Origin of the sequence: Bradyrhizobium sp. 2S1, from assembly GCF_011516625.5 — a bacterium.
GTDB classification, from domain to species: Bacteria; Pseudomonadota; Alphaproteobacteria; order Rhizobiales; family Xanthobacteraceae; genus Bradyrhizobium; species Bradyrhizobium septentrionale.
The window spans coordinates 166,245-187,692 of the sequence record NZ_CP147717.1 but is presented as its reverse complement, the minus strand read 5'-3'; the positions used below and the strand labels follow the sequence as shown (position 1 = coordinate 187,692).

General features: G+C 59.2%; 20 protein-coding genes and 5 pseudogenes. 16 read left to right on the top strand and 9 right to left on the bottom strand.

Annotated elements, in window-relative coordinates:
• Positions 1-17 precede the first annotated feature (17 nt).
• Together HAP54_RS00865 and HAP54_RS00860 are read right to left on the bottom strand one after the other, a co-directional pair.
• A pseudogene (locus HAP54_RS00865) lies at positions 18-1,363 on the bottom strand (M16 family metallopeptidase).
• Between the two features lie 59 nt (positions 1,364-1,422).
• Positions 1,423-2,126: pseudogene (locus tag HAP54_RS00860) on the bottom strand (M16 family metallopeptidase); the annotation flags it as partial.
• A gap of 6 nt (positions 2,127-2,132) precedes the next feature.
• On the opposite strand from HAP54_RS00860, the pseudogene HAP54_RS00855 reads away from it, so the two are divergent.
• The 9 genes and pseudogenes from HAP54_RS00855 to HAP54_RS00815 all read left to right on the top strand — a co-directional run.
• Positions 2,133-2,284, top strand: a pseudogene (locus tag HAP54_RS00855) (energy-coupling factor ABC transporter permease); the annotation flags it as partial.
• 910 nt (positions 2,285-3,194) lie between these two features.
• Entirely contained in the window at positions 3,195-4,856 is a 1,662-nt protein-coding gene (locus tag HAP54_RS00850) for a class I tRNA ligase family protein (protein WP_166298531.1), read from the top strand.
• A complete protein-coding gene (locus HAP54_RS00845) occupies positions 4,853-6,070 on the top strand; it encodes an MFS transporter (RefSeq protein ID WP_166298530.1) in 1,218 nt (405 codons plus the stop codon). Before HAP54_RS00850 ends, HAP54_RS00845 begins: the two co-directional genes overlap by 4 nt.
• Positions 6,071-6,094: 24 nt before the next feature.
• On the top strand, positions 6,095-7,396 hold the full coding sequence (locus HAP54_RS00840) for a lysine N(6)-hydroxylase/L-ornithine N(5)-oxygenase family protein (protein ID WP_166298529.1): 1,302 nt from the start codon (positions 6,095-6,097) through the stop codon (positions 7,394-7,396).
• Between the two features lie 28 nt (positions 7,397-7,424).
• Positions 7,425-7,769, top strand: a complete 345-nt coding sequence (locus HAP54_RS00835) for a cupin domain-containing protein (RefSeq protein WP_165125920.1) — start codon at positions 7,425-7,427, stop codon at positions 7,767-7,769.
• A complete protein-coding gene (locus tag HAP54_RS00830) occupies positions 7,766-8,830 on the top strand; it encodes an NAD(P)/FAD-dependent oxidoreductase (protein ID WP_166298528.1) in 1,065 nt (354 codons plus the stop codon). The genes HAP54_RS00835 and HAP54_RS00830 overlap by 4 nt, the downstream gene beginning before the upstream one ends.
• A gap of 35 nt (positions 8,831-8,865) precedes the next feature.
• A complete protein-coding gene (alr, locus tag HAP54_RS00825; protein ID WP_224741425.1) occupies positions 8,866-10,020 on the top strand; it encodes an alanine racemase in 1,155 nt (384 codons plus the stop codon).
• Positions 10,021-10,032: 12 nt separating this feature from the next.
• Positions 10,033-10,746 (top strand): hypothetical protein, encoded by a 714-nt coding sequence (locus tag HAP54_RS00820; RefSeq protein ID WP_224741426.1) that lies wholly within the window; start codon positions 10,033-10,035, stop codon positions 10,744-10,746.
• A 122-nt stretch (positions 10,747-10,868) separates the two neighbouring features.
• Positions 10,869-11,029: pseudogene (locus HAP54_RS00815) on the top strand (transposase); the annotation flags it as partial.
• A gap of 84 nt (positions 11,030-11,113) precedes the next feature.
• Here the strand turns inward: HAP54_RS00815 and tnpC are convergent.
• The 3 genes from tnpC to tnpA (HAP54_RS00800) are packed head-to-tail and all read right to left on the bottom strand — an operon-like array spanning position 11,114 to position 13,573.
• Positions 11,114-12,787: an IS66 family transposase gene (tnpC, locus tag HAP54_RS00810; protein WP_166205228.1), complete on the bottom strand. Its 1,674-nt coding sequence runs from the start codon at positions 12,785-12,787 to the stop codon at positions 11,114-11,116.
• A 46-nt stretch (positions 12,788-12,833) separates the two neighbouring features.
• Entirely contained in the window at positions 12,834-13,181 is a 348-nt protein-coding gene (gene tnpB / locus HAP54_RS00805; protein WP_063676425.1) for an IS66 family insertion sequence element accessory protein TnpB, read from the bottom strand.
• Positions 13,178-13,573, bottom strand: a complete 396-nt coding sequence (gene tnpA, locus HAP54_RS00800; RefSeq protein WP_166202956.1) for an IS66-like element accessory protein TnpA — start codon at positions 13,571-13,573, stop codon at positions 13,178-13,180. The genes tnpB (HAP54_RS00805) and tnpA (HAP54_RS00800) overlap by 4 nt, the downstream gene beginning before the upstream one ends.
• A 57-nt stretch (positions 13,574-13,630) precedes the next feature.
• On the opposite strand from tnpA (HAP54_RS00800), the pseudogene HAP54_RS52355 reads away from it, so the two are divergent.
• A pseudogene (locus tag HAP54_RS52355) lies at positions 13,631-14,820 on the top strand (IS1380 family transposase); the annotation flags it as partial.
• Positions 14,821-14,924: 104 nt separating this feature from the next.
• On the opposite strand, the gene HAP54_RS00785 reads toward HAP54_RS52355, so the two are convergent.
• The 3 genes from HAP54_RS00785 to HAP54_RS00775 all read right to left on the bottom strand — a co-directional run bounded on the left by HAP54_RS00785 (position 14,925) and on the right by HAP54_RS00775 (position 17,591).
• Positions 14,925-15,311 carry a hypothetical protein gene (locus HAP54_RS00785; RefSeq protein ID WP_156929045.1) on the bottom strand — a complete coding sequence of 129 codons (387 nt, stop codon included), beginning with the start codon at positions 15,309-15,311 and terminating at the stop codon, positions 14,925-14,927.
• A 246-nt stretch (positions 15,312-15,557) separates the two neighbouring features.
• Complete coding sequence (gene groL / locus HAP54_RS00780; RefSeq protein WP_166298526.1) at positions 15,558-17,198, bottom strand: chaperonin GroEL; 1,641 nt, start codon at positions 17,196-17,198, stop codon at positions 15,558-15,560.
• 78 nt (positions 17,199-17,276) lie between these two features.
• Positions 17,277-17,591, bottom strand: a complete 315-nt coding sequence (locus HAP54_RS00775) for a co-chaperone GroES (protein ID WP_166298525.1) — start codon at positions 17,589-17,591, stop codon at positions 17,277-17,279.
• 597 nt (positions 17,592-18,188) lie between these two features.
• Here HAP54_RS00775 and HAP54_RS00770 point away from each other — a divergent pair.
• From HAP54_RS00770 to HAP54_RS00755, 4 genes are all read left to right on the top strand, one after another.
• Positions 18,189-18,500: a GNAT family N-acetyltransferase gene (locus HAP54_RS00770; protein ID WP_051346782.1), complete on the top strand. Its 312-nt coding sequence runs from the start codon at positions 18,189-18,191 to the stop codon at positions 18,498-18,500.
• A gap of 174 nt (positions 18,501-18,674) precedes the next feature.
• Positions 18,675-18,989, top strand: a complete 315-nt coding sequence (locus HAP54_RS00765; protein WP_165125908.1) for a hypothetical protein — start codon at positions 18,675-18,677, stop codon at positions 18,987-18,989.
• A 7-nt stretch (positions 18,990-18,996) separates the two neighbouring features.
• Positions 18,997-19,317 (top strand): pyridoxal-dependent decarboxylase, encoded by a 321-nt coding sequence (locus HAP54_RS00760; protein WP_234583745.1) that lies wholly within the window; start codon positions 18,997-18,999, stop codon positions 19,315-19,317.
• Positions 19,318-19,380: 63 nt separating this feature from the next.
• A complete protein-coding gene (locus tag HAP54_RS00755; RefSeq protein WP_224741427.1) occupies positions 19,381-19,695 on the top strand; it encodes a hypothetical protein in 315 nt (104 codons plus the stop codon).
• Here the strand turns inward: HAP54_RS00755 and HAP54_RS52350 are convergent.
• Positions 19,667-20,203, bottom strand: coding sequence for a LuxR C-terminal-related transcriptional regulator (locus HAP54_RS52350; RefSeq protein WP_166298524.1), 537 nt, complete (start codon positions 20,201-20,203; stop codon positions 19,667-19,669). The two genes, HAP54_RS00755 and HAP54_RS52350, sit on opposite strands and share 29 nt — an antisense overlap.
• 376 nt (positions 20,204-20,579) lie before the next feature.
• Between HAP54_RS52350 and tnpA (HAP54_RS00750) the strand changes: the two genes are divergently transcribed.
• Both tnpA (HAP54_RS00750) and tnpB (HAP54_RS00745) read left to right on the top strand, forming a co-directional pair.
• Positions 20,580-21,026: an IS66-like element accessory protein TnpA gene (tnpA, locus tag HAP54_RS00750; RefSeq protein WP_166205731.1), complete on the top strand. Its 447-nt coding sequence runs from the start codon at positions 20,580-20,582 to the stop codon at positions 21,024-21,026.
• Positions 21,007-21,360, top strand: a complete 354-nt coding sequence (tnpB, locus tag HAP54_RS00745) for an IS66 family insertion sequence element accessory protein TnpB (RefSeq protein ID WP_166205730.1) — start codon at positions 21,007-21,009, stop codon at positions 21,358-21,360. The genes tnpA (HAP54_RS00750) and tnpB (HAP54_RS00745) overlap by 20 nt, the downstream gene beginning before the upstream one ends.
• Positions 21,361-21,448: the final 88 nt, after the last annotated feature.

Sequence of the window (21,448 nt, the reverse complement as noted above, 5' to 3'; positions counted from 1 at the left end):
TATTGTGGTTGTGGTGTCTAGTCTAGCTCGGCACCTGGCGATGACGTGGTCGCTGATGGCATGGTGGTTAACTGGGCTGCGTCCCCTGGGGAGCGGCCGACGAGAATGGTGAGAAGACCTTAGCCCCACAGCCGCTGCGCGACTCTCTTGGCATCCTCCAACGTGACCGCATCGACGACTGCTTCATGCTTTTCGAAATAGTCGATCGGCAGCTTGTCAAGCTGATACTGCAACAGCGTTTGCGCCAGCTTTGATGATGTGTTGAGGGCCAGCATCTGCGAGCCCTTCAGGTAGGACTTTGCATTGTCGAGTTCCTGCTGGGTCGGGCCTTGCTCGGCGATGTGGCGGACTTGCTTCTCGATTTCTTCGACAGTCTCACGGGCGCGATCGGCGCTGGTCCCGCTATTGCCGACAAACATGGCCGAACGATCCATCCAGACTAGGTGCTCACGGACGAAATAGGCCAGCCCGCGCTTCTCTCGGACTTCGCGGAACAACCGCGACGTCAGACCGGCATCGCCGAGGATGTGGTTGACAATATAGGCGGCCATGAAATCGGGCTCGCTGCGGCGGACCGCTGGACCGCCGAAACTCACAACTGTCTGTGGCACATCGAACGGAATATTGACGCGCTGCGGTGGTCTTGCCGCGACCACGTCGGGGACCGACGCCAACTCCGCCCTGGCGGGAAGGCCTCCAAAGGTCTTGTCGAGTAGTATACAGAGAACCTCTGGATCGACATTGCCGACCACCGCGATCTTGAGCGTGTCTTTTGCCATCACGTGTCGGACATCGCGCTTGAGATCCGGGACCTCGATCTTCGACACGCTTTCGATCGAGCCTGCAGCCGGGCGAGCATAAGGATGATCGCCAAAGGCGACTTCGAGTAACTTGCGATTGGCGAGCGATGAAGGATCGGTCGATTGATGCCGAAGGCGACAGAGCACGCCGGCACGGATCCGCTCGACGTCGGCCGCGTCGAAACGGGGCGAGGTTAGCGCCATCCGTAAAAGGTCGAAGGCCTCGTCCCTGTGGTCCTCGAGCGTGCGCAGGGCACCGCGGAAGTGATCGTGGGTCGCTCCAAGCTCAGCTTAATGGCTCGACGGTCGAGCCGTTCATGAAAGGTCTTAAAGCCGAGATCGCCGGAGCCTTCATCGAGCAAGCCAGCAACCATGTTGCCGACGCCGGGCTTGCCGCTTGGGTCCTGGGTCGCGCCACCGCCGAAGGCATATTCCATCGCAATCAACGGGACAGTGGGGTCTTGCAAGAACCAGGCTTCGATACCACAAGACGAGACCAGGCGCTTGATCTTGGTCGCGGCAAGCGTCCTGGTGGTGGCAAGCGAATTTAGCGAGGCGAGCATCGCGATTGAGAGCGACGCGCCGCCGAGGAGGACCCCCCGCCGTGTGCAAAAACAGGTCACTATCGCTTCTCCTCGTGGTTTGGCGTTGGCTCTTTGATGAGATAGCCGGTCACCGAGCGTCTTTTGTCGAGCCATTTCCGCGCGGCCTCGCGCACCTGCTGGGCACCGACGGCGCGGATGCCGTCCGACCAGCCTCGAATATCGTCGATGCACAGGCCCGTGCTGAGCCCGCGGCCATACCGGTTCGCGAGCGCTTCCTGATTGTCCTGAGCGTAGATTGCTCGCGCGATCAGCCGCGTCTTGACCCGCTCGATATCCTCGATGCGCGCGGGATTGTGCGCAATGTTGGCGATCACCTCGTCGATGGCGCGCTCAATCTGGCCGAACTTCACGCAGGGGTTTGGTATGGCAGAAATCACGAACCGCGAGGAATCGAGCGCGGTAGGCTGGTAGCTCGCCGTGGCACCGATCGTAAGCTGCTTGTCGATTACCAGCGCGCGATAGAGATATGAGTTGACGCCACCTCCAATCAATTGCTCGAGCACTTCAAGCACTGGACTCTCGCCGGCGGCCGCGGTGCGAGCGGAGGGCACGAGATAATAGCGGTGCAAGGCTGACTGCTCGACGCGGGGATCGGCCAGCGTCACGGTCCGCGGCGCGGCCGGCGTCGGCTCCTGCGGCCGCAGGCGTTCCTCTGGGATCGATGGCTGCGCAGAGATGCCGCCAAATTCGTCTCGACCAGCGGGCGGATCTCATTGGCCTCCGCACTCCGGTTGGAGTGTCTGAGGTGCACTTCATTCTGGCCCGACGCTGTTCCTATTGTTCGGTGTGGGACCTGCGGCGTTTGGCCCGACGCTCGGCCTGCTGGTGCAAGGCTTATTCTTTACCCCTGCCGACCCGCCGCAATATGGCATGAACGTCATCTAATCTGGTGAAGCCTTCAAGCTCACCGAATTCGACCCGCACTTGGCACAATGGATACATCGCGCATCCGGAATTGAAGTTTGTTCTTGAGCGAACGCCAGCTCCGTTGGCAAATGCCAACTGCGAGGACGTCAAGAAGGCGCTTTTGCAATCGCTGCTGTCTCGAATGAGTTGGCGCCTACTCCACCGACAGGCAAACTGCCATTGAGCGGGGGGCCGTCCTCCCGGTGGCCAAACCAGATGAAGCGTTCCGAGCGCCAGATCTGTGATCTCGTTCCACGACAATGGGATTTCGAAAGCGCCCCCTTGGTCTCCTTGTTCAAGCGTCCTAGCCGAGCATCCAGTTTTCGTTGCTGATCAGCTGAATCAGCTTGGAGCATTCGCGGCCGACGTTGGCTGGGGTCATAACGAAGAGGAGGCGGCCCCGCATACCTGAAGCTATCTGGGAACAGCTCCCACGCGCCTCGGTCAGTACGGCAAACAAACTCTCACTTCGCTCTAGTGAGCCGGTCGTCGGCTTCGCGACCAATGTTCGAAAGTTGACGGTACGCAGGTTCAGACAAGGAGAAAAATCAGCAGTCGCAGTTGGCCCGCTGCTTGCTTGTTTACGGCTTGGTCAGCGGCCGCTTGCGGGCATGTCGTTGGCTCATCGAGTCGAGCCGGGGGGGAGTTCAACTATGTCGGAAGCCGAAGCCGCGCGAACAATGGAGGCGGCGAAGTCGTCCTATCGAAGAGCTCAGACCGGATGCGGCAAGTCACCTTTGACTGATTGTAGAATCCGCCTTGAAGCAACCAATCGGCCTGTATCCGTATCTGCGTCGAGCTATCGCGATCGCCATTGCCGGAGAGATGTCAGCGCACCTGGCATGCTGGCGGCGATGTATCCACGGAAGTCATTTGTGCCGACATGAAGAAAAGCCCAACTATCGCGCGGATAAATGCAGCAAACACGCATCCGATCGATGTGTATGTCTCCCCAGTGAATTTGACTGCCAATGGCAGGGCACATCTGGGGCACGCCGCTGGGCCTTATCTTCGGATGGATGTCGTGCAGAGGCACCTGAAGAGGGCGGGGCATCGAGTTCGCTCTGGGCTGACCACCGACGGCTTCGAGAATCATGTTTTGGTCCGGGCGGCTCGCGAGAACACTGATCCATCGGAACTCGCGCATGGCTTCCACGTCAAGATCGTTGAGGATCTCGCCTCGCTAGGCATTGTTTTCGACCATTTCGATGATCCTGCGCATGGCCGAAATCTGCAGCGCTTCTCGAATGTGAGTGGCGCGCTCATGGGGGCATTGTTTGCAGCCGGAAGTCTGCAATTCCGCACAATGCGTTTACCAATTGACGATACGCCCTCAGCTGTCACGCGGCCAGAACAACGTTTTTGCATTGGGGGCTGGTTTGGTGCGACCTGTCCGGTTTGTGCGGCTTCTGCCGGCAGCTTCTTCTGCGAGCAATGTGGATATCATTTCGAGCCCGAAGAGGCGCGGGATCCGATATCAAGGCGAGGGCGGATCGTGCAATGGGCGGATGACATTTCCGCCTTCCTTTCAATTTCGGAAAAAGACCGGCTTCTACGGGCGTGGGACGACACGGCTATAGAGCCAAGTTTTCGGGACATAGCGAAGCGGTATGTCGCGCGCAAAGGACAGCAGATGCGGCTGACCGTGCCGGGGTTGCACGGGTTGGGTTGGAGTTCGCCGCATTTCAAGACCCGGCAAATATTGTTCAGCTACTCCTCGCTACTCTACGCTCATTCTCTCTATTGCGGCCAGAGAGACACAGAAAGCAGCGGCAGGCCTAGTCCTTTTGTTCTCGACTCCGATGCGTTCCTCATTAGTGCTACCGGTGTCGATAACACAATTCCGATGCTCGTGGGTACTACAGGGTGCGCGCTGGGCCAGGACTCGTTTCGGCCGTTCGATCGTATCTTCTTCAACTACTTTTTGCGATTGAACGGATCGAAGTTCTCCACCAGCCGAGGTCACGTGATCTGGGCGGGCGAGATCGCTCGAACTCCAAATGTATCAATCGATGTTCTTAGAGTGTACCTGTCGGAAATTTGTCCGGAGGAGGCCGAGGCCGATTTGATATCAGAGCAGCTGGTCGATCGTTACAACGTACTTTTCGATCAGATGTCTGCAGCTATCGACCGCTGCACAGGCATCGTAAACGCAGCACCGGCTCCAACCTGCTGCTACGTAGATGGCGCGATGATGACCGCGCTCGACAGGCTCTACGAGAAGCAGTGCGCGGCACTTTCGCTGGATCATCTGCTGGTATCACAAGCGTCAAAGCCAGTCATCGAATGGGGCGACTGTGTGAATGCGGCGACGAGCCATGAGACCGCTTACACTTGGCTGATGGGCTTTAGCGTACTGGGGTGGCCGCTGATGCCGAAGATCACCGAAGCGTTATGGCGCTGGCTGGGGCATAGCGGACATCCGCTTGCCGGATGCGCGTCAAGGCCATCATCTGCGCGAAACGGATCAGTACCGAAGATCGATGGGCGCAGGTTAGCGGCTAAAGACATTGATTGGTGCCTGCCCGGAAAGAGCGCAGCATGACACCGGCCAAGCATATCGTTCCTGCTGAGGACTTGCCCAATGCAATCGCGTTGCAGGTCTCAATCCCCTTCATGTTTGGCAGTATCAGCTTGGCCGCTTGCTACGGCTCGAGTTTCTTTCTTGTGGACGCGTTAACCGCCGTTCGACAAAACGACACGACCGCCGGAGCCGTTGTTTCGATCGGTACGATCGCAACAATATTGTGCTCGCTCTTGGCCGGCCGGATTGCCGACGTGCTCGGCGTGATGCGAACGATCACACTCGCTGCAGCGATCATGGCCCTGGCCATGGTATGTTTCGCATCAGCATCGCTTGCGACGCTGATAGCTTACATCGGTGGACTTCTGCTGGGCATTGGATGGTCGGTCTTTTATATACTAGCGCCGCTTCAAATCTTCTGCCACGTGCGAGCTGAGGCTCGTATCAAGTATCTTACGTTGCTTTCCGCATCTCAAATGCTTGGCATCGGGCTTGCGGCGCCCCTCGCACGTGCGCTCGCGGAAGCCGCTGGATCCTACATTGCAGTTTACTGCCTATTTGCAGCTGCCTGTCTTGCGGGCGCGGCGCTCTTGGAGTCCGCAGGCAGGGTCCTGGCGCAAGCTCCACAGATCGAAATGCCGGCTGTGCGGCTGACCTTTGGAAGTCTGGTGCGAACCTTCAAGGCGAACACGCGCTATCCAGTCATCATGATCGGCATCGCAGCCTGCGTTTTCGCCGGTCTGTCCACGTTCCAAACGCTCTACGCGACATCGCGAGCACAGTCTGCGGATACGTTCTTTCTGGTCTTCACGCTGACAGCGGTCTTCTCGCGTTTTGCGGTGGCACCGATCATTGGGCTCTGGCGGCTTGAACGCGTAGCTGCATTTCTGATCCTTTGCACTATTGCGGGGCTATTCGTCCTGTTGATGAACGTAGGTAGTCCAGCAATCTACATTCTCGGGACGATGATGTTTGCGCTCGGATACGGTCTCAGCTATTCGACTTTGAACAGCATGGTCGTTCACATTGCCGCTATTGATGGGTCATCGTTGGCCGTTGCGTCTCAGGTGTTCACTCTCTCCTACTTCATTGGCCTATTTGGATTTCCGTACATCGCTGGGCAAATCATAGGGGTCGGCAGTTTCGATTATCTATTGATGAGCATGATGTTGCTGGTCGGCGCCAATGGCGCTCTTCTTACAATTCAAGTATTCGTGAGCGGCGGGAGGCATTGAGTGGCGCCCCTCAGGGATCATGGGATGATCAAGGACGGCGTTGGCCGCGACGTAGTCGCGATCGGTGCTGGGCCTGCAAATCTAAGTCTGGCGGCGCTCGCGGTTCCGGTTTCGGAAATTTCTGTGCACATCCTGGAAAGATCGGACTCGGTTGAGTGGCATCCCGGACTGCTTCTAGGAGGTGCCCTTATGCAAACCAGCCCGCTAAAGGACCTTGTTACGCCGGCGGATCCAACCAGTGCCTACAGCTTCATCGCCTACTTGCATGATCAAGGACGGCTTTATCAAGCCATCGTCCGTGGACTTGACCACGTCAGCCGTGCTGAATTTGAAGACTATTTGCGATGGGCAGCAAAAAAGCTGGCGAACGTTCGGTTTGGCGAACGTGTCGTCGCACTCGAGCTGCGAGGCAGCTCCTTTGACGTCATAACCACTCACCGCAAATACCAAACCTGTACAGCTGTGGTAGGTGTGGGTCGCGTTCCATCTATTCCTGATTGGAGCAGGAATGCACCGCCAGACGAGGTGTTCCACGGGAGTGCCCTTCTGCTGCGACGGCGCGAGCTGTCGAGCAAGCGTGTTATGGTGGTGGGTGGCGGCCAGAGCGGGGCGGAGGTATTCCTTCATCTCCTGCGTGGTGGTTGCGGCGCGCTCAGAGCCCTGACCTGGGTGACGCGCCGCGCGAATATCTTTGCGCTCGAAAATAGCCCGTTCGTGAACGAATGGTTCTTTCCGCGGTATGGTGGGTGGTTCTTCGAGCAGAGCGAATCGGCGCGCAAAAGAATTCTGGCGCGGCAAGCATTGGCCAGCGACGGGGTGAACTGCGTGACGCTCCGCGCCATCTACGACGCCCTCTACGATCGAGAGCTTCGCCGAGGAACATACCCCGCTCAGGTCGAAATATGCGTCGACACCACAGCCGACGAGTTGCAAGGCGCGTCCCCCTTTCGCGTGGGTTTGCGTCAGCAGACGACAGGCATTTGTTCTGAACATGCCGCCGACATTATCATCTTAGCCACGGGTTATCGGACCGAGATCCCTTCGTTCCTAGATCCGATCGCGGGCCGACTGACGGTCGCGAGTGCCCCCGGTGGCTCTCGGGAAATCGTCGTCAAGAAGGACTTTTCGGCTCGTTTCGATGGTCCCGAGACATGCCGTTTGTATGTGCAGAACGGCGCGCGCCTTCAACATGGTATCGCTGATACCAACCTCAGCTTGGTACCCTGGCGCGCTTCAATAATCCTCAATTCGATCATCGGCCGCGTAGCCTACGAATGCGGCGAGGAAACTGGCGCCGTCAAGTGGAACAGTTGCCAGCAGCCTTGAACCAGCCTTTCCTTAATCGGGGTATACTATGAAAGATGCAGAGCTGATTACGTTAGGCGACATCACCGCTTATAGCCCCGGCGTCGTGCTGCAGGAGGTCAAAGGCATAGGCAATCAACAGACGACTTGTTGTCCCGTCGAACTCATCGAATTCCGGCTTGATCCGTTCGCGGTGTCGACGCCGCATTCCCATCCGTCCAGCGAGATCTGGCGCATTACCGGCGGCAGCGGTCGGGTGGTGACCAATGATGGTGAGTTGGCTGTGAAAGCAGGAGACCTTGTGTTTCTGCGACCTGATCGAACTCATCACCTGGAAAATAGCGGCTGCGAAGCTCTGAGCGCCCTGTCTATCTCCTGGAGGGAAACCCGATGACCGGCGGGATTTATGACCTGGCGGTTATCGGCGCGGGCGTCATGGGTCTTAGTGCCGCCTTCATCGCGGCGCGCAATGATCCGAAGCAAAGGATCGTTATCTTCGAACGAGATATCGTTGGAGCAGGTGCTAGCGGGTTTGCTCCCGGAATCCAAATCAACATTTGTCGGAATGATGGGGAAAGGAGCCTCATTGATCGCGGTTCGAAATTCTGGCGTGGGATCTATCCCCGTGGTGGCTGGCACAATGGCCGAGACTGTGACGTGTTCTGGCTGACCCGCAATCCGGACGAACTCGCGCGACTGGCTGGCATGGGCGGCACTACCCCCTCAACGTCGGTCGAGCTGACCGAGAGGCTTTCCTCGCTGCCAAATTTTCAGATTGCCGACGATATAGCTGTAGCGCTCGATCGGGGCTCGTATAGCCCGGTCGATTTAATTGTCCAGGATTTGGCCGAACGGCTCAGGGCCCTCGGTATTTCGATATTCGAGCAAACGTCCATTGAAAGGATAAGGCAGGGCCCACGTAATCTTCTTCTTCGGACCTCGGACGATAGCGAAATCTCGGCGCGGCGAGCTATCCTGGCAATTGGTCCATGGCTTCCAGAATCACCATTACGCGAGCACCTGGCAGACGAACCGCGGTTGCGGGTTAAAAAGGTCGTCGCCCTTCATCTCGCAGCGCGTCCCTCCTCGAACTGTCCGATGATCGGCCTGTTGGATGACTACGCTTTCCTCATTCCCATGATCGCGGACGGCTATTGGTTGTTCAGCTTTACCTCGCAGGAATGGGATGTCAGGCCCGACAGCGACGCGTTGCATGTCAGTTCAGACGATTTGGCGCGCGCAACAGCAATATTGGCGAAATGGTTCTCCGTGGACGTGCCGGCGATTGCGTCAGTACGGGTGTTCTGCGACTGCTATTCGGACGATGCCGTCCCGTTCGCGCGTCCAGCTCGAACCATCGCCGGGCTTCAGGTCATTGGTGGCGGCGCAGGTAACGGGTTTCGGTTTGGGCCCGCCTGTGCGGAAGAAGCAATACGATCCTTGTATTCTCCGTAGTCGCGATGTCAGCGCCGGGACACGAGGAAGGGCATATGCCTGAATCGATTCATACCGAAGCGAAGCTTTCTATCCAAGAAGCAGACAACGGTTATTTCAATATGTCGAGATCCACCATGATTGTGGATCTCGGCGCGATCCAATCGAACTATCGGAGAGTTCAGGCGCTTGCCCCGCATAGCGCATGCGGCGCGGTTGTCAAAGCGGACGCCTATGGCCTCGGCGCGAAGCATATAGCGCCCTTCCTTGCTCAACTTGGCTGTAGGGACTTTTTCGTAGCCGATGTGGAGGAGGGGATCGCCCTGCGCGATGTGCTACCATCATCTTCGAAGATCTACATCCTCCACGGCGCTATGCCAGGTATGGAGCTGGCAGCCGAGCAGCATGATCTATTGCCAATCCTCAACAGCAGGGAACAATTGGATGCATGGCTTCGGCATTGCCGACAGCGTAATCGGGCACTACCAGCGGGTATCCATGTCGACACCGGACTGGCTCGATTGGGTTTTGCCGTTGATGAATTGCGAGCAATCGCCGAGTACGACAGTGGACTGTCGGAATTACCCGTAGCGCTATTCATGAGTCAGCTCGCCTGTGCAGAATGGCGCAACGGGGACAGTTTTCAACAATTGAGAAGGTTTCGCGAACTCACACAGTTTTTTCCGGAAGCGATCCTCTCATTGTCGAACTCGGCTGCCCTATTTGCCGGATGCGAGTTTCATTTCGACCTCATAAGAGCAGGTGGAGGAATTTTTGGCTTTTTGACGTCTGATGATCCCTGCTTCAAGCCATCGCAAGTCGTCCATCTGCGAACTCAGATCGTTCAATCTCGCAAAGTAGAGCCTGGTGAGACGATCGGATACTGCAGGTCGTACCGAGCGAGCAGGCAGATGCGTGTTGCTACCGCCTCTATCGGTTATGCGGATGGCTTTCCACGTAGTCTTGGCAATCGAGGGAATGTGTTCATATGTGGTATTCGTGTGCCTATCGTCGGCTTTGTTTCGATGGACCTTATTACAATTGATGTAACGGATCTGCCTGAGAGTTGGACGACTCCGGGCGCAATGGTTGACGTGATCTGCCCTGAACAGACTGTGACGGATCTAGCATCTGCGGCCAGGATGCTGAGCGATGAGGTGACCACAGCGATGGGGCGGCGGTGCCGTAGGCTCTATGTCTCGGCGAAATGACATGAGGCGCCGATGAACTCCTCTGCTCCTGAATTCGAGCAATTCAATCGATCGATCTATCTACATGGCGAAGCTGGGCGTCTCATGCGCCCGAATTACTTCACCGCCGAGGTGCGTCAGTTCCACGAACTTGAGCGACGCTTTTATGCCGATCTGCTGCGCGCAGCCCGATATGATTTGGTCATTGAGGTAGGTTGCAGCTGCTATCGCCTCATTGGAGTCAAGAGCGATGCGAGTGATTACCTTGGGATCGATATAAACCCGGCTCGCACGCGAAGGCTAAAAAGCGGGAAAGGAGCAGTTATTCGCTGTGAGGCTGATAAATTCTTTAAAAGAACGCGGCTGATCAGTAAAATCAGGAGCCGATATGATGGAAAGGTACTCTGCATCCTGCCATTCAATTTTCTAGGTACGATGGATGCGCCGATGGAATTTCTAACACGCGTGTGTCAAGCGCCCTTTGATCTCGCTTTGTCGCTCTTTGCAACGAACGAGGCGGCAACGCTGGCGCGCTGCGAATATTATGATCTTTGTGGCATCGGGATTGAAAGTGTGGAGCGGACCGACGATTACGTCCGCCTGAACTGCTCCAACGGCTTCCGAGCATTTGCTTTCGAGCCGTTATTTCTTCAGAACCGCATAGCGGCTTGTGGCTTCCGCTTGAGCGGCGCGCAGTATTCTGACGTCTGCAACTTCCTGCATTTCAGGAAAAGCAATATTGGTTAGCCCGTCTTATTCGTCAGAGGGCGCCTGAGAGGCTGGCGAGCGCGGTGTAAAGCGCTGATGCGGCGTAGGATTCGGTTGCAAAGCCAACCCCATCACACTCAGCCGCGAACACCACGCCCGCCATGACCGATGATACGATTCTGCCCTTCTCGTTTCCAGCCGTTCACGCCAAGAAAGTCACAGCTGCCTTCGATGGCGTCGGCTGACCTCGAACGGGGGCGTGATGCTTCTGGCGATGGCCGAGCGGCGTCTAGGCTTGGCCGACAATTTGGCCCGGGTGTTCGTACGCATACGACGGAGGCCGCCTGATTGACGCATGCGCGCGGGCACGGCGAGGTCTATGATGGCATTGGGTGAAGGGTGAAGGTCAGGCGGCCTGCTGATTGGCTGGCTTGTCGGCCTGGCGCAGGAGCTTCCATTCCCAGGGCAAGAGCTCGTGCAGACGCGATGCGGGATGATCGGCGATACGGGCCAGGACGTCGGCGAGCCAGGCCTTGGGATCGACGTCGTTGAGGCGACAGGTCGTGATCATCGTCAGCATGATGGCGGCACGGTCGGCGCCGCGCTGGCTGCCGGCGAAGGTCCAGTTGCGCCTTCCCAAGGCGATGCCCCTCAATGCGCGCTCAGCGCAATTGTTGGTCAAGCAGATCCTGCCGTCGTCGAGGAAGCGGGCGAAGCCGTCCCAGCGCCTGAGCATGTAGTTAATCGGCTTCAGGACCTCGGAGGAACGCGAGAGGGTTTCGCGCTCGCGGAGCAGCCAGGCATGCATGTCCTCGAGAAGTGACTTACTCTGTTCCTGGCGAGCGGCACGCCGCTCGCCGGCACCGCGGCCGTTGATGGCGCGCTCGATCTCGAACAACGTATCGAGGCGTCTGACAGCCTCCAGCGCGATCGGGGAGACCGGTTTGCCTTTCTTGCCTTCCCGAGCATTTTTCTCGATATCAGCCAGCTCGAAGAAGCCCCGCCGCGCATGGGCCACGCAAAACGCCGGCGTAATCGGCAGCGCCTTCTTCTGCGGGTCGAACAGCGGCTCGAAGCCGCTGTAGCAATCCGCCTGCAAGATGCCGGCGAAGGCGGCCAGATGTCTCTGTGGATGCTCGCCTCGTCGGTCGCTCGAGGCGTAATAGACCGCTGCCGGCGGCGCAGGCCCGGCGAACGGCCGGTCATCCCGCACATAAGTCCAGATCCGCCCGGTCGTGCACTTGCCCTTCGCCAGAATACGGATGGTGGTGTCGTCGCCATGAAGGCGCTCGGCAGCGAGCACGTGGCGTTCGATCAAGTGGAAGAGCGGCATGACGGCGAAGGTCCCGTGGCCGACCTGGTCGGCCAGCGTCGACAACGGCAGGTCGATCCCCTCGGCCTTAAAGCGCGCACTCTGGCGGTTGAGCGGGATATGCATGCCGAACTTGTCGAACAGGATCGTCGCCAGCAATTGTGGGCCGATGAAGCCGCGCGGCGTGGCATGGAACGGCGCGGGCGGCTGGCTGATCTTCTCGCAATCGCGGCAGGTGAACTTCTCGCGTACCGTCTCGATCAGCTTGAAGCGGCGCGGGATCTCCTCCAGCGTCTTGGTCACATCCTCACCGATCTTCGCCAGCCGCGATCCACCGCAGCAGGCGCAGGTCGTTGGAGTCTCAATGACGACGCGCTCGCGTTCGATATCGTCAGGCCATGGCTTGCGCACCGGCCGCTTGCGCATGAAGGGGCGGACGTTCTGCGTCTTCGCCGCTGCGGCCTGTGCGGCAAGCTCATCCTCGCTCGCCGTGGTGACGAGTTCTTCGAGCTCCAACTCCAACTGCTCGAGCAGCCGTGCCGAGCGCTCGGATCGCTGCCCGTGCAGTTCGCGTTTCAGCTTCTCGATGCGCAACTCGAGATGAGCGATCAGCGCCTCGGTATCCGACAGTTTCGCCTGCGCATTCGCGGCTTGCGCCTGCCAGTTGGCGGCCTTCGCCTCGGCTTTCTGTCGCGCCTCACGCTCGGCCTGCAGCGCCGCCAGGGCACTGACAAGGTCCGATGGAAGATCATCCGGCTTCGATATCATGGAGCCATTGAATCAGATCGAGCAGCAGATTCAAACCGTAAAACGACTATCCGACCCGCGTCGGACGCTGGGTTTCTTGAGGGTTGCGCCAATCGATCCCGGACAACAGATAGCTCAACTGCGCCGGAGAGATCGTTACCGATTCACCAGCAACCGATGGCCAGATGAACCTGCCTCTCTCGAGTCTTTTGGTGAACAAGCAGGCGCCCTGGCCATCGTGCCAAATGACCTTCAATAGATCACCGCGTTTGCCCCGGAAGCAGAAAAGACCGCCGCCCATGGCGTCGCGCTTGAGCACTTCCTGCACGCGCAGAGCCAGGCTCGGAAAGCCGCACCGCATGTCGGTATGGCCCGTCGCCAGCCACACCCGCACGCCCGTCGGGATCGGGATCATCGGCGCGCCAGGCCCCGAGCAATTCGAACGACCGCCTCGATATCCGCACCGGGGCCGAAGACCACGCGCAGCCCCTGAGGGCTCACGATTTCGATCTGACCTGTCTCGACAGCTTCCGTCGTTGGCGGCGTACTTGCCGCAACTATCGCAGGGACGAATGTCGGGCCGATCGAATCCTCTTCGGCCGGATCATGACAGGTCCAAGCCTTGCGCCAGCTCAGCAGAAGCTGACGTGATATCCCATACCGGCGAGCCGTCGCCGACACCAGTCGTGGCCCCGAGAAGCTCTCCTCTACGATTCTGAGCTTCTCCGCACGCGTCCAGCGTCGCCGCCGACCGGTCTCCACCAAATCCATGCGGCTCAGCACCGCACTGTCCTTATGTCCGTCCATAAGGACAGTCAGCTACAGATCGGAAAAACTCGCAAGACGGCCGCCCTCGGACGGATACGGGTGTTCCCGGATCGGCGCGATCCGACGCGGGTCGTGCACAGCCTTGTCGATATGTTCCGCGCGCGCATGTTCGCGATCTGCTGCGGCTACGAGGACGCCGACGACCTCGATCATCTGCGGTCCGATCCCGCATTCAAGCTGGCCTGCGGACGGCTGCCGGACACGGGTCGCGATCTGTGTTCCCAACCGACGCTGTCGCGGCTGGAGAATGCTCCGCGCCTGCGCGACGTGATCCGACTGACCTACACTTTGGTCGACGCATGGATGGATAGCTACCCGCGCGAGCCGGCATCCGTCACGCTTGACATCGATGATACCTGCGATGTCGTCCACGGCCATCAGCAGCTCTCGCTGTTCAACGCTCATTATGACGAACGCTGCTTCCTGCCGATCCACGTCTACGACGCGGAGAAGAGCCGGCCCGTGGCGGTCGTGCTGCGGCCCGGCAAGACGCCGGGCGGCGTCGAGGTGCGTGCCCATCTGCGCCGCCTGATACGGCATATCTGGACGCGGTGGCACAACACGCGAATTACGTTCCGTGGCGACGGGCGCTATGCCCGGCCGGAGGCAATGGCGTGGTGCGAGACCAACGGCATCGACTACATCTTCGGTCTGTCCGGCACCAAGCCGCTCGCCAGAAAAGTCGACGAGGCCGCCGACGACATCCGCACGCGACGCGCCATCGAGAACCTGCCGGTTCTGCGTGGCTATACCGAGACGCGCACAAGGCAAAGTCCTGGGATCGCGAACGGCGCACCGTCGCCCGTATTGAGGCGACGATGCTCGGCCTCGACATCCGTCTCGTCGTCACCAGCCTCGATGTCGGCTCGGCCGAGTGGATCTACGACAGCCTGTATTGCGCGCGCGGCCAAGCCGAGAATCTGATCAAGCTGCATAAGACATAGCTCGCCTCCGATCGCACCAGCTGCCGTTCGGCGCTCGCCAATCAAGTCCGCCTCGTTCTCCACACCGCCGCTTATTGGCTGATGCTGACCGTGCGCGACGCGATTCCCAAAGCCCGGGAATTGGCCACAGCCGAGTTCGCGACGCTGCGTCTTCGTCTCTTGAAACTCGCTGCCCGTGTCGTTGAGACCACGAGCCGCATTCGCCTTGCGTTTGCCGCGGCATGTCCCGAAGCCGACCTGATCCGCGGCTTGCCAGGCGCGCTGCTGCCGCTCGGTCCTTGACCGGCGGGGCGTCCGCCCCCCGTTCGCCCAACCTACACCTCAAGCGCGTTGCAAAGTACGGGTCGTCAGGCGGTGAAAAGCCGAAGGCAATCCCGCGCGCCTCGTCAGAGCAGATGTGCGGCCACATCAAGCGGACTAAAAAAAGCACTCTCACGAATAGGACGGGTTAGGACATGCAAACACGCACTGCAGATCACAGCTGATGGAGAAGTGCGATCGCCAGCACTGGCCTGTCCCAGCCAAATCGATCTTTCAATCTCCGCCATCTGCCGGCCCCTGCCGGAGCAGGAGTGATAAGAATAAGGCAGGATATTCCCATCGTGCCTTAGGCTGATGATCCAAGGAGATCGTTTGCTGCATTGCAGCTCATCTTTGTTTGCGGACACCACCGCGTCGCCCTTTTCGAGTGCGGTCTCGAAGACCTCTTTAAGCCTGGGATCCAGCAAAATCTCCTCCGCCGCGCTGAAATCCGTAACGGGATGCCAAGTCATGCCTCCGCGAGGCGGTGGCAGGGTGGCGGATTCGAAAGCGTACGCGCATCGCCCCTCGCCAGATTGGCCTTGCTCAATGAATTTTCGTAAGCGACTCAAAAGCGTCCCCAATTGATCTTGAGTATCTCGGCGCAAGCTGCCGATCCAGTTCGAAGCTCGCAAGGGCTGAGGATCATTGCAAGCCCGACCGAAGGCCCGGCATTGCTGCCAGGGTTCTGCCAGTCATGGCTGCCGAGAGAGGCTGGATCAGAAGTCCATGCCGCCCATGCCCCCGCCCGGGGGCATTGCGGGCCCGGCCGCAGCCTTCTTCGGCAGCTCGGCGACCATCGCTTCCGTGGTAATCAGGAGTGCAGCAACCGAGGCGGCGTTCTGAACTGCGATGCGCACGACCTTGGTCGGGTCGATGATGCCCTTGGAGACAAGATTGCTGTATTCGCCGGTCTGCGCATCGAAGCCGAAAGAATATTGATCCTTCTCGAGCACTTTGCCGACCACGACCGAGCCGTCTTCGCCAGCATTGATCGCGATCAGGCGGGCAGGCCAGGACAGCGCCTTGCGCACGATCTCGACGCCGGTCTTCTGGTCGTCGTTCTTGGTGCTCAGGCCCTTGAGTTGCCCGGACGCTCGGAGCAGGGCGACGCCCCCGCCAGGCAAAATACCTTCCTCGACGGCCGCGCGTGTGGCGTGCATCGCGTCATCAACGCGATCCTTGCGCTCCTTCACTTCGACTTCGGTCGCGCCGCCGACGCGGATTACTGCTACGCCGCCCGCAAGCTTGGCCAGACGCTCCTGCAGCTTCTCACGGTCATAGTCCGAGGTGGTCTCCTCGATCTGCGCTTTGATCTGGGCAATGCGGGCGTCGATGTCGGCCTTCTTGCCGGCGCCGTTGACGATCGTGGTGTTCTCCTTCTCGATCATCACCTTCTTGGCGCGGCCGAGCATCTGCAGCGTGACATTTTCGAGCTTGATGCCGAGGTCTTCCGAGATGGCCTGGCCGCCGGTCAGGATCGCGATGTCCTGCAGCATGGCCTTGCGGCGATCGCCGAAGCCCGGAGCCTTGACGGCCGCGACCTTCAGGCCGCCGCGCAGGCGGTTGACGACGAGGGTGGCGAGGGCTTCGCCTTCGACGTCTTCAGCGACGATGACCAGCGGCTTTCCGGTCTGCACCACCGCCTCGAGCAGCGGCAGCAGCTCGTTCAGCGAGGAGAGCTTCTTCTCGTTAGTCAGGATGTAGGCGTCGTCCATTTCCACGCGCATCTTGTCGGCGTTGGTGACGAAGTAGGGCGAGATGTAGCCGCGATCGAACTGCATGCCCTCGACGACGTCGAGCTCGGTCTCGAGCGACTTGGCTTCCTCGACCGTGATCACGCCCTCGTTGCCGACCTTCTTCATGGCGTCGGCGAGGAACTTGCCGATCTCGGCATCGCCGTTGGCTGAAATGGTGCCGACCTGGGCGATCTCCTCGTTCGAGGTGACCTTCTTCGAGTTTTTCTGGAGGTCCGCAACGACGGCTTCGACCGCGAGGTCGATACCGCGCTTCAGGTCCATCGGGTTCATGCCGGCGGCAACCGACTTGGCGCCTTCGCGAACGATGGCAGCCGCAAGCACGGTCGCGGTCGTGGTGCCATCTCCGGCCGCGTCAGCGGCTTTGGCGGCGACCTCGCGCACCATCTGCGCGCCCATATTCTCGAACTTTTCCTCCAGCTCCACCTCCTTGGCGACCGCGACCCCATCCTTGGTGATGCGCGGAGCGCCGAACGACTTGTCGAGCACCACGTTGCGGCCCTTCGGACCGAGCGTGACCTGAACGGCGTTGGCGAGGATATCGACACCCCGAAGCATGCGATCGCGCGCTTCTACGCCGAATTTGACCTCTTTGGCTGACATAATGATTCCTTCAGTTGTATTTCGACCTTCGGGGCGCCCGGCCGGCACTCTTCGGGGATAAGCAGTGTGAACGATGAACTAGGCGGCCTTCTTTCTTGAGAACACGTCGGTAAGAACGCCCATGACATCGCTTTCCTTCATGATCAATAGCTCTTGGCTGTCGATCTTGACCTCGGTGCCCGACCACTTGCCGAACAGCACGCGGTCGCCGACCTGCACGTCGATCGGGATCAGCTTGCCGGTCTCGTCACGGCCACCCGGGCCAACGGCGATAACTTCGCCTTGCGAGGGCTTTTCCTTGGCTGTGTCGGGAAGGATGATACCGCCAGCGGTCTTCTCATCTGCGTCGATGCGTTTGACCACGACGCGATCGTGAAGCGGACGGAAATTCATGCAGGCCTCCTGAGCATTTGAACGGGTTGGAGATAGGCACATTGCGAACAGCGCCTTTATAGCAAGAGGCAGGCCAAAGATGAGCTGATTGATCCTGCCTGCAGTTCTGCTAAATCGTACACTTGGCCTGCGCGTATGTTCGTCCGGAAGCAAACGCGCTGGCGTACCCAGCCCGTCAAGCTGTCGTGAAAGTGACATTGCATCTCGTCAAAGCACCAGCATCGATCGTCACGCCTTGGCCTAAATCATGCAGGCTTGGGTCGCGGCAAGTCAGGCTGGTCAGAGGAGTCCGATGCATGCAGGCTCACGATTGGCAGGGCACTCGAGTGCCAACCCTCGTGATCCGCGGCTCTGCGCTGTTGGGCTTTGGCATCGAAACCGCTTGGACGGATTTGGAAGGAGCAATCATGCAGTCCGCGTCAAAAGAGAACGGGTCTATCAAGATCGTCGGCCCTGCCGACCGTCCGAAGGTCATTGCCGTTCTGACGACAGCCTTTACGACCTGCCTGCTGCTGAGATGGCTATATCCAGAACGGGAGCGCTACTTTCGCCATTTCGCCGGCTTCCTGGAATACTACGCCGGCGATCCCTACATCGATGGAAGTGGCGCGTATCTCGAAGACGGCCAGAAAGGTGCTATTCGAGGAGTTCGGCAAGTATCACCCCGAGGAGCCACACTGGTATTTCACCATGCTGGGCATCGATCCCATGCATCAAGGATCGGGCCGGGGCGGCCGTCTTTTCCAATACGGCCTTGCAATCCTGGACGAGGCGAAAGGCTTGGCATTCAACGAGGCCACCAGTCTCGGGTCGGCACGTCTGTATGAGCGGCTGGGATGGAAGATCGTGGGTGAGGTTCAGGTCGGCAGTTCGCCGCCCATTTTCCCGATGGTGCGCCGTCAGTCTTGATGGACCGTACGCGCGGGCCGGGCCGGGCAGAAGCTTTGTTCTACCCATGAATCAGGATCCGAATAGATCGCAGGGCCGCCGAGTTCGGCCCCTGCAAGACGCGCTCGTCATGTTGCAATCCCAGTATATCAAAAAAGTGGACGAACTGTTCTCCACGATGCAGGAGGCAAATGAATGCTTTCTGGGATACCCGTTCGCGAGGGGATCGACTATGAACCCTTATGGCGCTTCTTGAAGTTCACAGACAACAACCTTGGAGACCCGTTCGAACCAGGAACCTATCGCGTCAACCCGCATACCCTGGAACGGGAAGTTATCGAATTCTTCGCCGAGCTGTTTCGAGCACCGCGGGAATTTCGGGGCTACATCACCAACGGAGGGACGGAAGGTAACATCCACGGTCTTTATCTCGCCCGTGAGCTCTATCCGGATGCTGTGACGTATTTCTCGTCTGATACCCATTACAGCGTGAGCTCTGCTCGGGGTTGAGCACCGCGTGGTTCGTTCGCAGCCAAATGGAGAGATCAGCTATGACCATCTGGCGCAGGAAGCGGCTCGTGAAAGGCCCGCCGTCGTGGTGGCAAACATAGGCACCACCATGAAGGAAGGCAGGGACGATACGCTCAAGATACGCGCCGTGCTTCGCGATGTCGGTATTGACGCTATCTACGTTCACTCCGACGCGGCACTATGCGGGGCATACGCGGCTCTCTTGAGCCCGAGGCCGCATGTCGATTTCGCGGATGGAGCGGACTCGGTTACGGTCAGCGGACATGAGTTCCTTGGCGCGCCAAGGCCCTGCGGTATCGTTCTCTAGCGTAAAATTCATGCTCAGCGTATCGAGCGTTCTATCGATTACATCGGGAGCTTCGACGCGACCTTGAGTGGCTCGCGTAATGCCTATACACCGATCATCCTTTGGTATGCGATCCGTCGTCTGGGTGTCGAGGGCATCAAACAAATGTTTGTTGAATGCGAACAGCTTGCCGCCTATGCAGCCAGGGAACTCAATGCCCGAGGCGTCAGCGCCTGGCGTAATCCTAATGCGCTTACGGTCGTCTTTCCTGCTGTCGATGAGTGTATCAAGGCTAAATGGCAAATTGCGACTCAGGACGTAAGCCATTTAGTCGTTGCGCCAGGGACGACCAAGAGTCAAATCGACGCGCTTATTGAGGCAGTGAGCAACAGCGGCTGATGATCGTCCTCGAGCTGACACCGCTGTGCTGCTTTGCACGCGGGATTTTGGTGCTCTCGGGCGAATGCGTGTTCTGCGTTGCACGGCTGCAATCTGCGGCGATGCCAAGCGGAGCTGATGGTCGGCCCGCATTGGCCCGATCCGTCGTCGACGCTCGCTCCACCCACGCCGATTCAACTGTGCTGCGGGAGTTCCTCCCTCGTGTATGGTGAAAGATGGCAACGCCTTGGCAATACGCGCCCTGGAGCAGCGTGTTCTCGCGTGTTTTGTGGGCTGAGAGAGCCATAAGCAACTTCAGCCGGCCCCCTATTTGCAAGCGGGGCGATGCAGTCGGCAAAATGCGTTTCAGGCGCGCTCGATCTGACGATCGGTCCGTGCGCGGCGAGACGAACATCTGCTGTGCGATTTGCGGATTTGACGCGCCGGTTGCAACCAGATGCAACACTTGGATCTCTCTGAGCGAGAGATCGTATGGCCACGAAATCTGCTCCTCGGTGACCACGACCATGGTATGCTGGCAGGGTATAATTGAGACGTGATGGCATTGGCCGCTGTCATCGCTCCACAGGAAGCGTCGCGGGGCCCAGTGCCTAAGCATTTCCGCGAGCAGTTTGCACCCCCTTCGCCCAGATGTCGACCCGCTGCACGTGCCAGCAAGTTGAAAGCGGCGCCACTTGAAGAAATCACCAACGCAAACGAGTTAGGAGCCACGCCTTCTGCGAGTAGAGGGGGCGTTCTCAGCCGGTCGCAGAGCTCGGCCAGAATGGGACGAAATCGCTGAGTGATGTCCTTGGGCTCATCGTAAGCGCTCCTTTCTACGCACCTATGCAGTTGAGCGCGGGGATGGGATGAGGTGTCCACCATGAGCGAGGTGGACACGATCGATGATCACTCCAGAAGAACCTTTGAGACTTGAGACGGTCGGCGTGTTGCGCAATGGCCGGCGTCGCTATGATCCGGCCAGCAAACAGCGGCTGGTCGAGGCCTGTCTGCAGTCTGGCGTGTCGCTGGCGGGGCTTGCGCTGCAACACGGCGTGAACGCGAACCTGCTGCGCAAGTGGGTGGCCAAGCGACAACTTCAGAACGGGGATGGCCAGCCGGAGGCGCGGGCGCCGATTGCGCCAGCCTTTATTCCGGTTCGCGCGCCGTCGCCGTCGCCAACTCGATCTGCTGGCGCGATTGCGGTTTGCGCGACGGAGCGATCCTGTGCAGGGCGGCTGACGGCATCGATGCCCAACGGCGTGACGCTTTCGCTGGAAGGCGGCGACGCGCAGTTGCTGTCGGCGGTGATTGAAGCGCTGGGGCGTTGCGATGTTCCGACTGGCGTCTGATCTTCGGGTCTACCTTCACCGCGAACCGATTGACTTCCGGGCGGGCATCAACAGCCTGGCGATCGTGGTCGAGCAGTCGATGGGGCTGGATCCGTTCCAGCGCGCGGTGTTCGCGTTCTGCAATCGTCGCCGCGACCGGATCAAGCTGCTGATTTATGATCGGTCAGGATTTTGGATGCTGCTGAAGCGGCTGGAGGCCGACAGATTCCACTGGCCCCGAAGTCAGGAGGCGGTGCTGACGCTGACGACGGAGGAGCTGCACTGGCTGCTTGACGGCATCAACATCGCGGCGGTGCGTCGTCATCCGGTGCGGCAATATCAGAGCGTGGGCTGAGCGTGTTCGATGCGGGCGGCGTCATCGGGCTTCGGCATGGCCGTTCTCAGATGACGCGGCCGAAGACATGACGAAGACATGGGAGCCC

Bases quoted from the DNA above. Each gene is read 5' to 3' on its own strand.
- tnpB (WP_166205730.1), top strand. From the start codon at position 21,007: ATGTTCCGACTGGCGTCTGATCTTCGGGTCTACCTTCACCGCGAACCG.
- tnpC (WP_166205228.1), bottom strand. From the start codon at position 12,787: ATGATATCGAAGCCGGATGATCTTCCATCGGACCTTGTCAGTGCCCTG.
- HAP54_RS00840 (WP_166298529.1), top strand. From the start codon at position 6,095: ATGATCAAGGACGGCGTTGGCCGCGACGTAGTCGCGATCGGTGCTGGG.
- HAP54_RS00845 (WP_166298530.1), top strand. From the start codon at position 4,853: ATGACACCGGCCAAGCATATCGTTCCTGCTGAGGACTTGCCCAATGCA.
- HAP54_RS00770 (WP_051346782.1), top strand. From the start codon at position 18,189: ATGGAAGTGGCGCGTATCTCGAAGACGGCCAGAAAGGTGCTATTCGAG.
- alr (WP_224741425.1), top strand. From the start codon at position 8,866: ATGCCTGAATCGATTCATACCGAAGCGAAGCTTTCTATCCAAGAAGCA.
- HAP54_RS00775 (WP_166298525.1), bottom strand. From the start codon at position 17,591: ATGAATTTCCGTCCGCTTCACGATCGCGTCGTGGTCAAACGCATCGAC.
- tnpA (WP_166202956.1), bottom strand. From the start codon at position 13,573: ATGGACGGACATAAGGACAGTGCGGTGCTGAGCCGCATGGATTTGGTG.
- HAP54_RS52350 (WP_166298524.1), bottom strand. From the start codon at position 20,203: ATGGTCGTGGTCACCGAGGAGCAGATTTCGTGGCCATACGATCTCTCG.
- tnpB (WP_063676425.1), bottom strand. From the start codon at position 13,181: ATGATCCCGATCCCGACGGGCGTGCGGGTGTGGCTGGCGACGGGCCAT.
- tnpA (WP_166205731.1), top strand. From the start codon at position 20,580: ATGATCACTCCAGAAGAACCTTTGAGACTTGAGACGGTCGGCGTGTTG.
- HAP54_RS00785 (WP_156929045.1), bottom strand. From the start codon at position 15,311: ATGACTTGGCATCCCGTTACGGATTTCAGCGCGGCGGAGGAGATTTTG.
- groL (WP_166298526.1), bottom strand. From the start codon at position 17,198: ATGTCAGCCAAAGAGGTCAAATTCGGCGTAGAAGCGCGCGATCGCATG.
- HAP54_RS00850 (WP_166298531.1), top strand. From the start codon at position 3,195: ATGAAGAAAAGCCCAACTATCGCGCGGATAAATGCAGCAAACACGCAT.
- HAP54_RS00765 (WP_165125908.1), top strand. From the start codon at position 18,675: ATGCTTTCTGGGATACCCGTTCGCGAGGGGATCGACTATGAACCCTTA.
- HAP54_RS00830 (WP_166298528.1), top strand. From the start codon at position 7,766: ATGACCGGCGGGATTTATGACCTGGCGGTTATCGGCGCGGGCGTCATG.
- HAP54_RS00820 (WP_224741426.1), top strand. From the start codon at position 10,033: ATGAACTCCTCTGCTCCTGAATTCGAGCAATTCAATCGATCGATCTAT.
- HAP54_RS00835 (WP_165125920.1), top strand. From the start codon at position 7,425: ATGAAAGATGCAGAGCTGATTACGTTAGGCGACATCACCGCTTATAGC.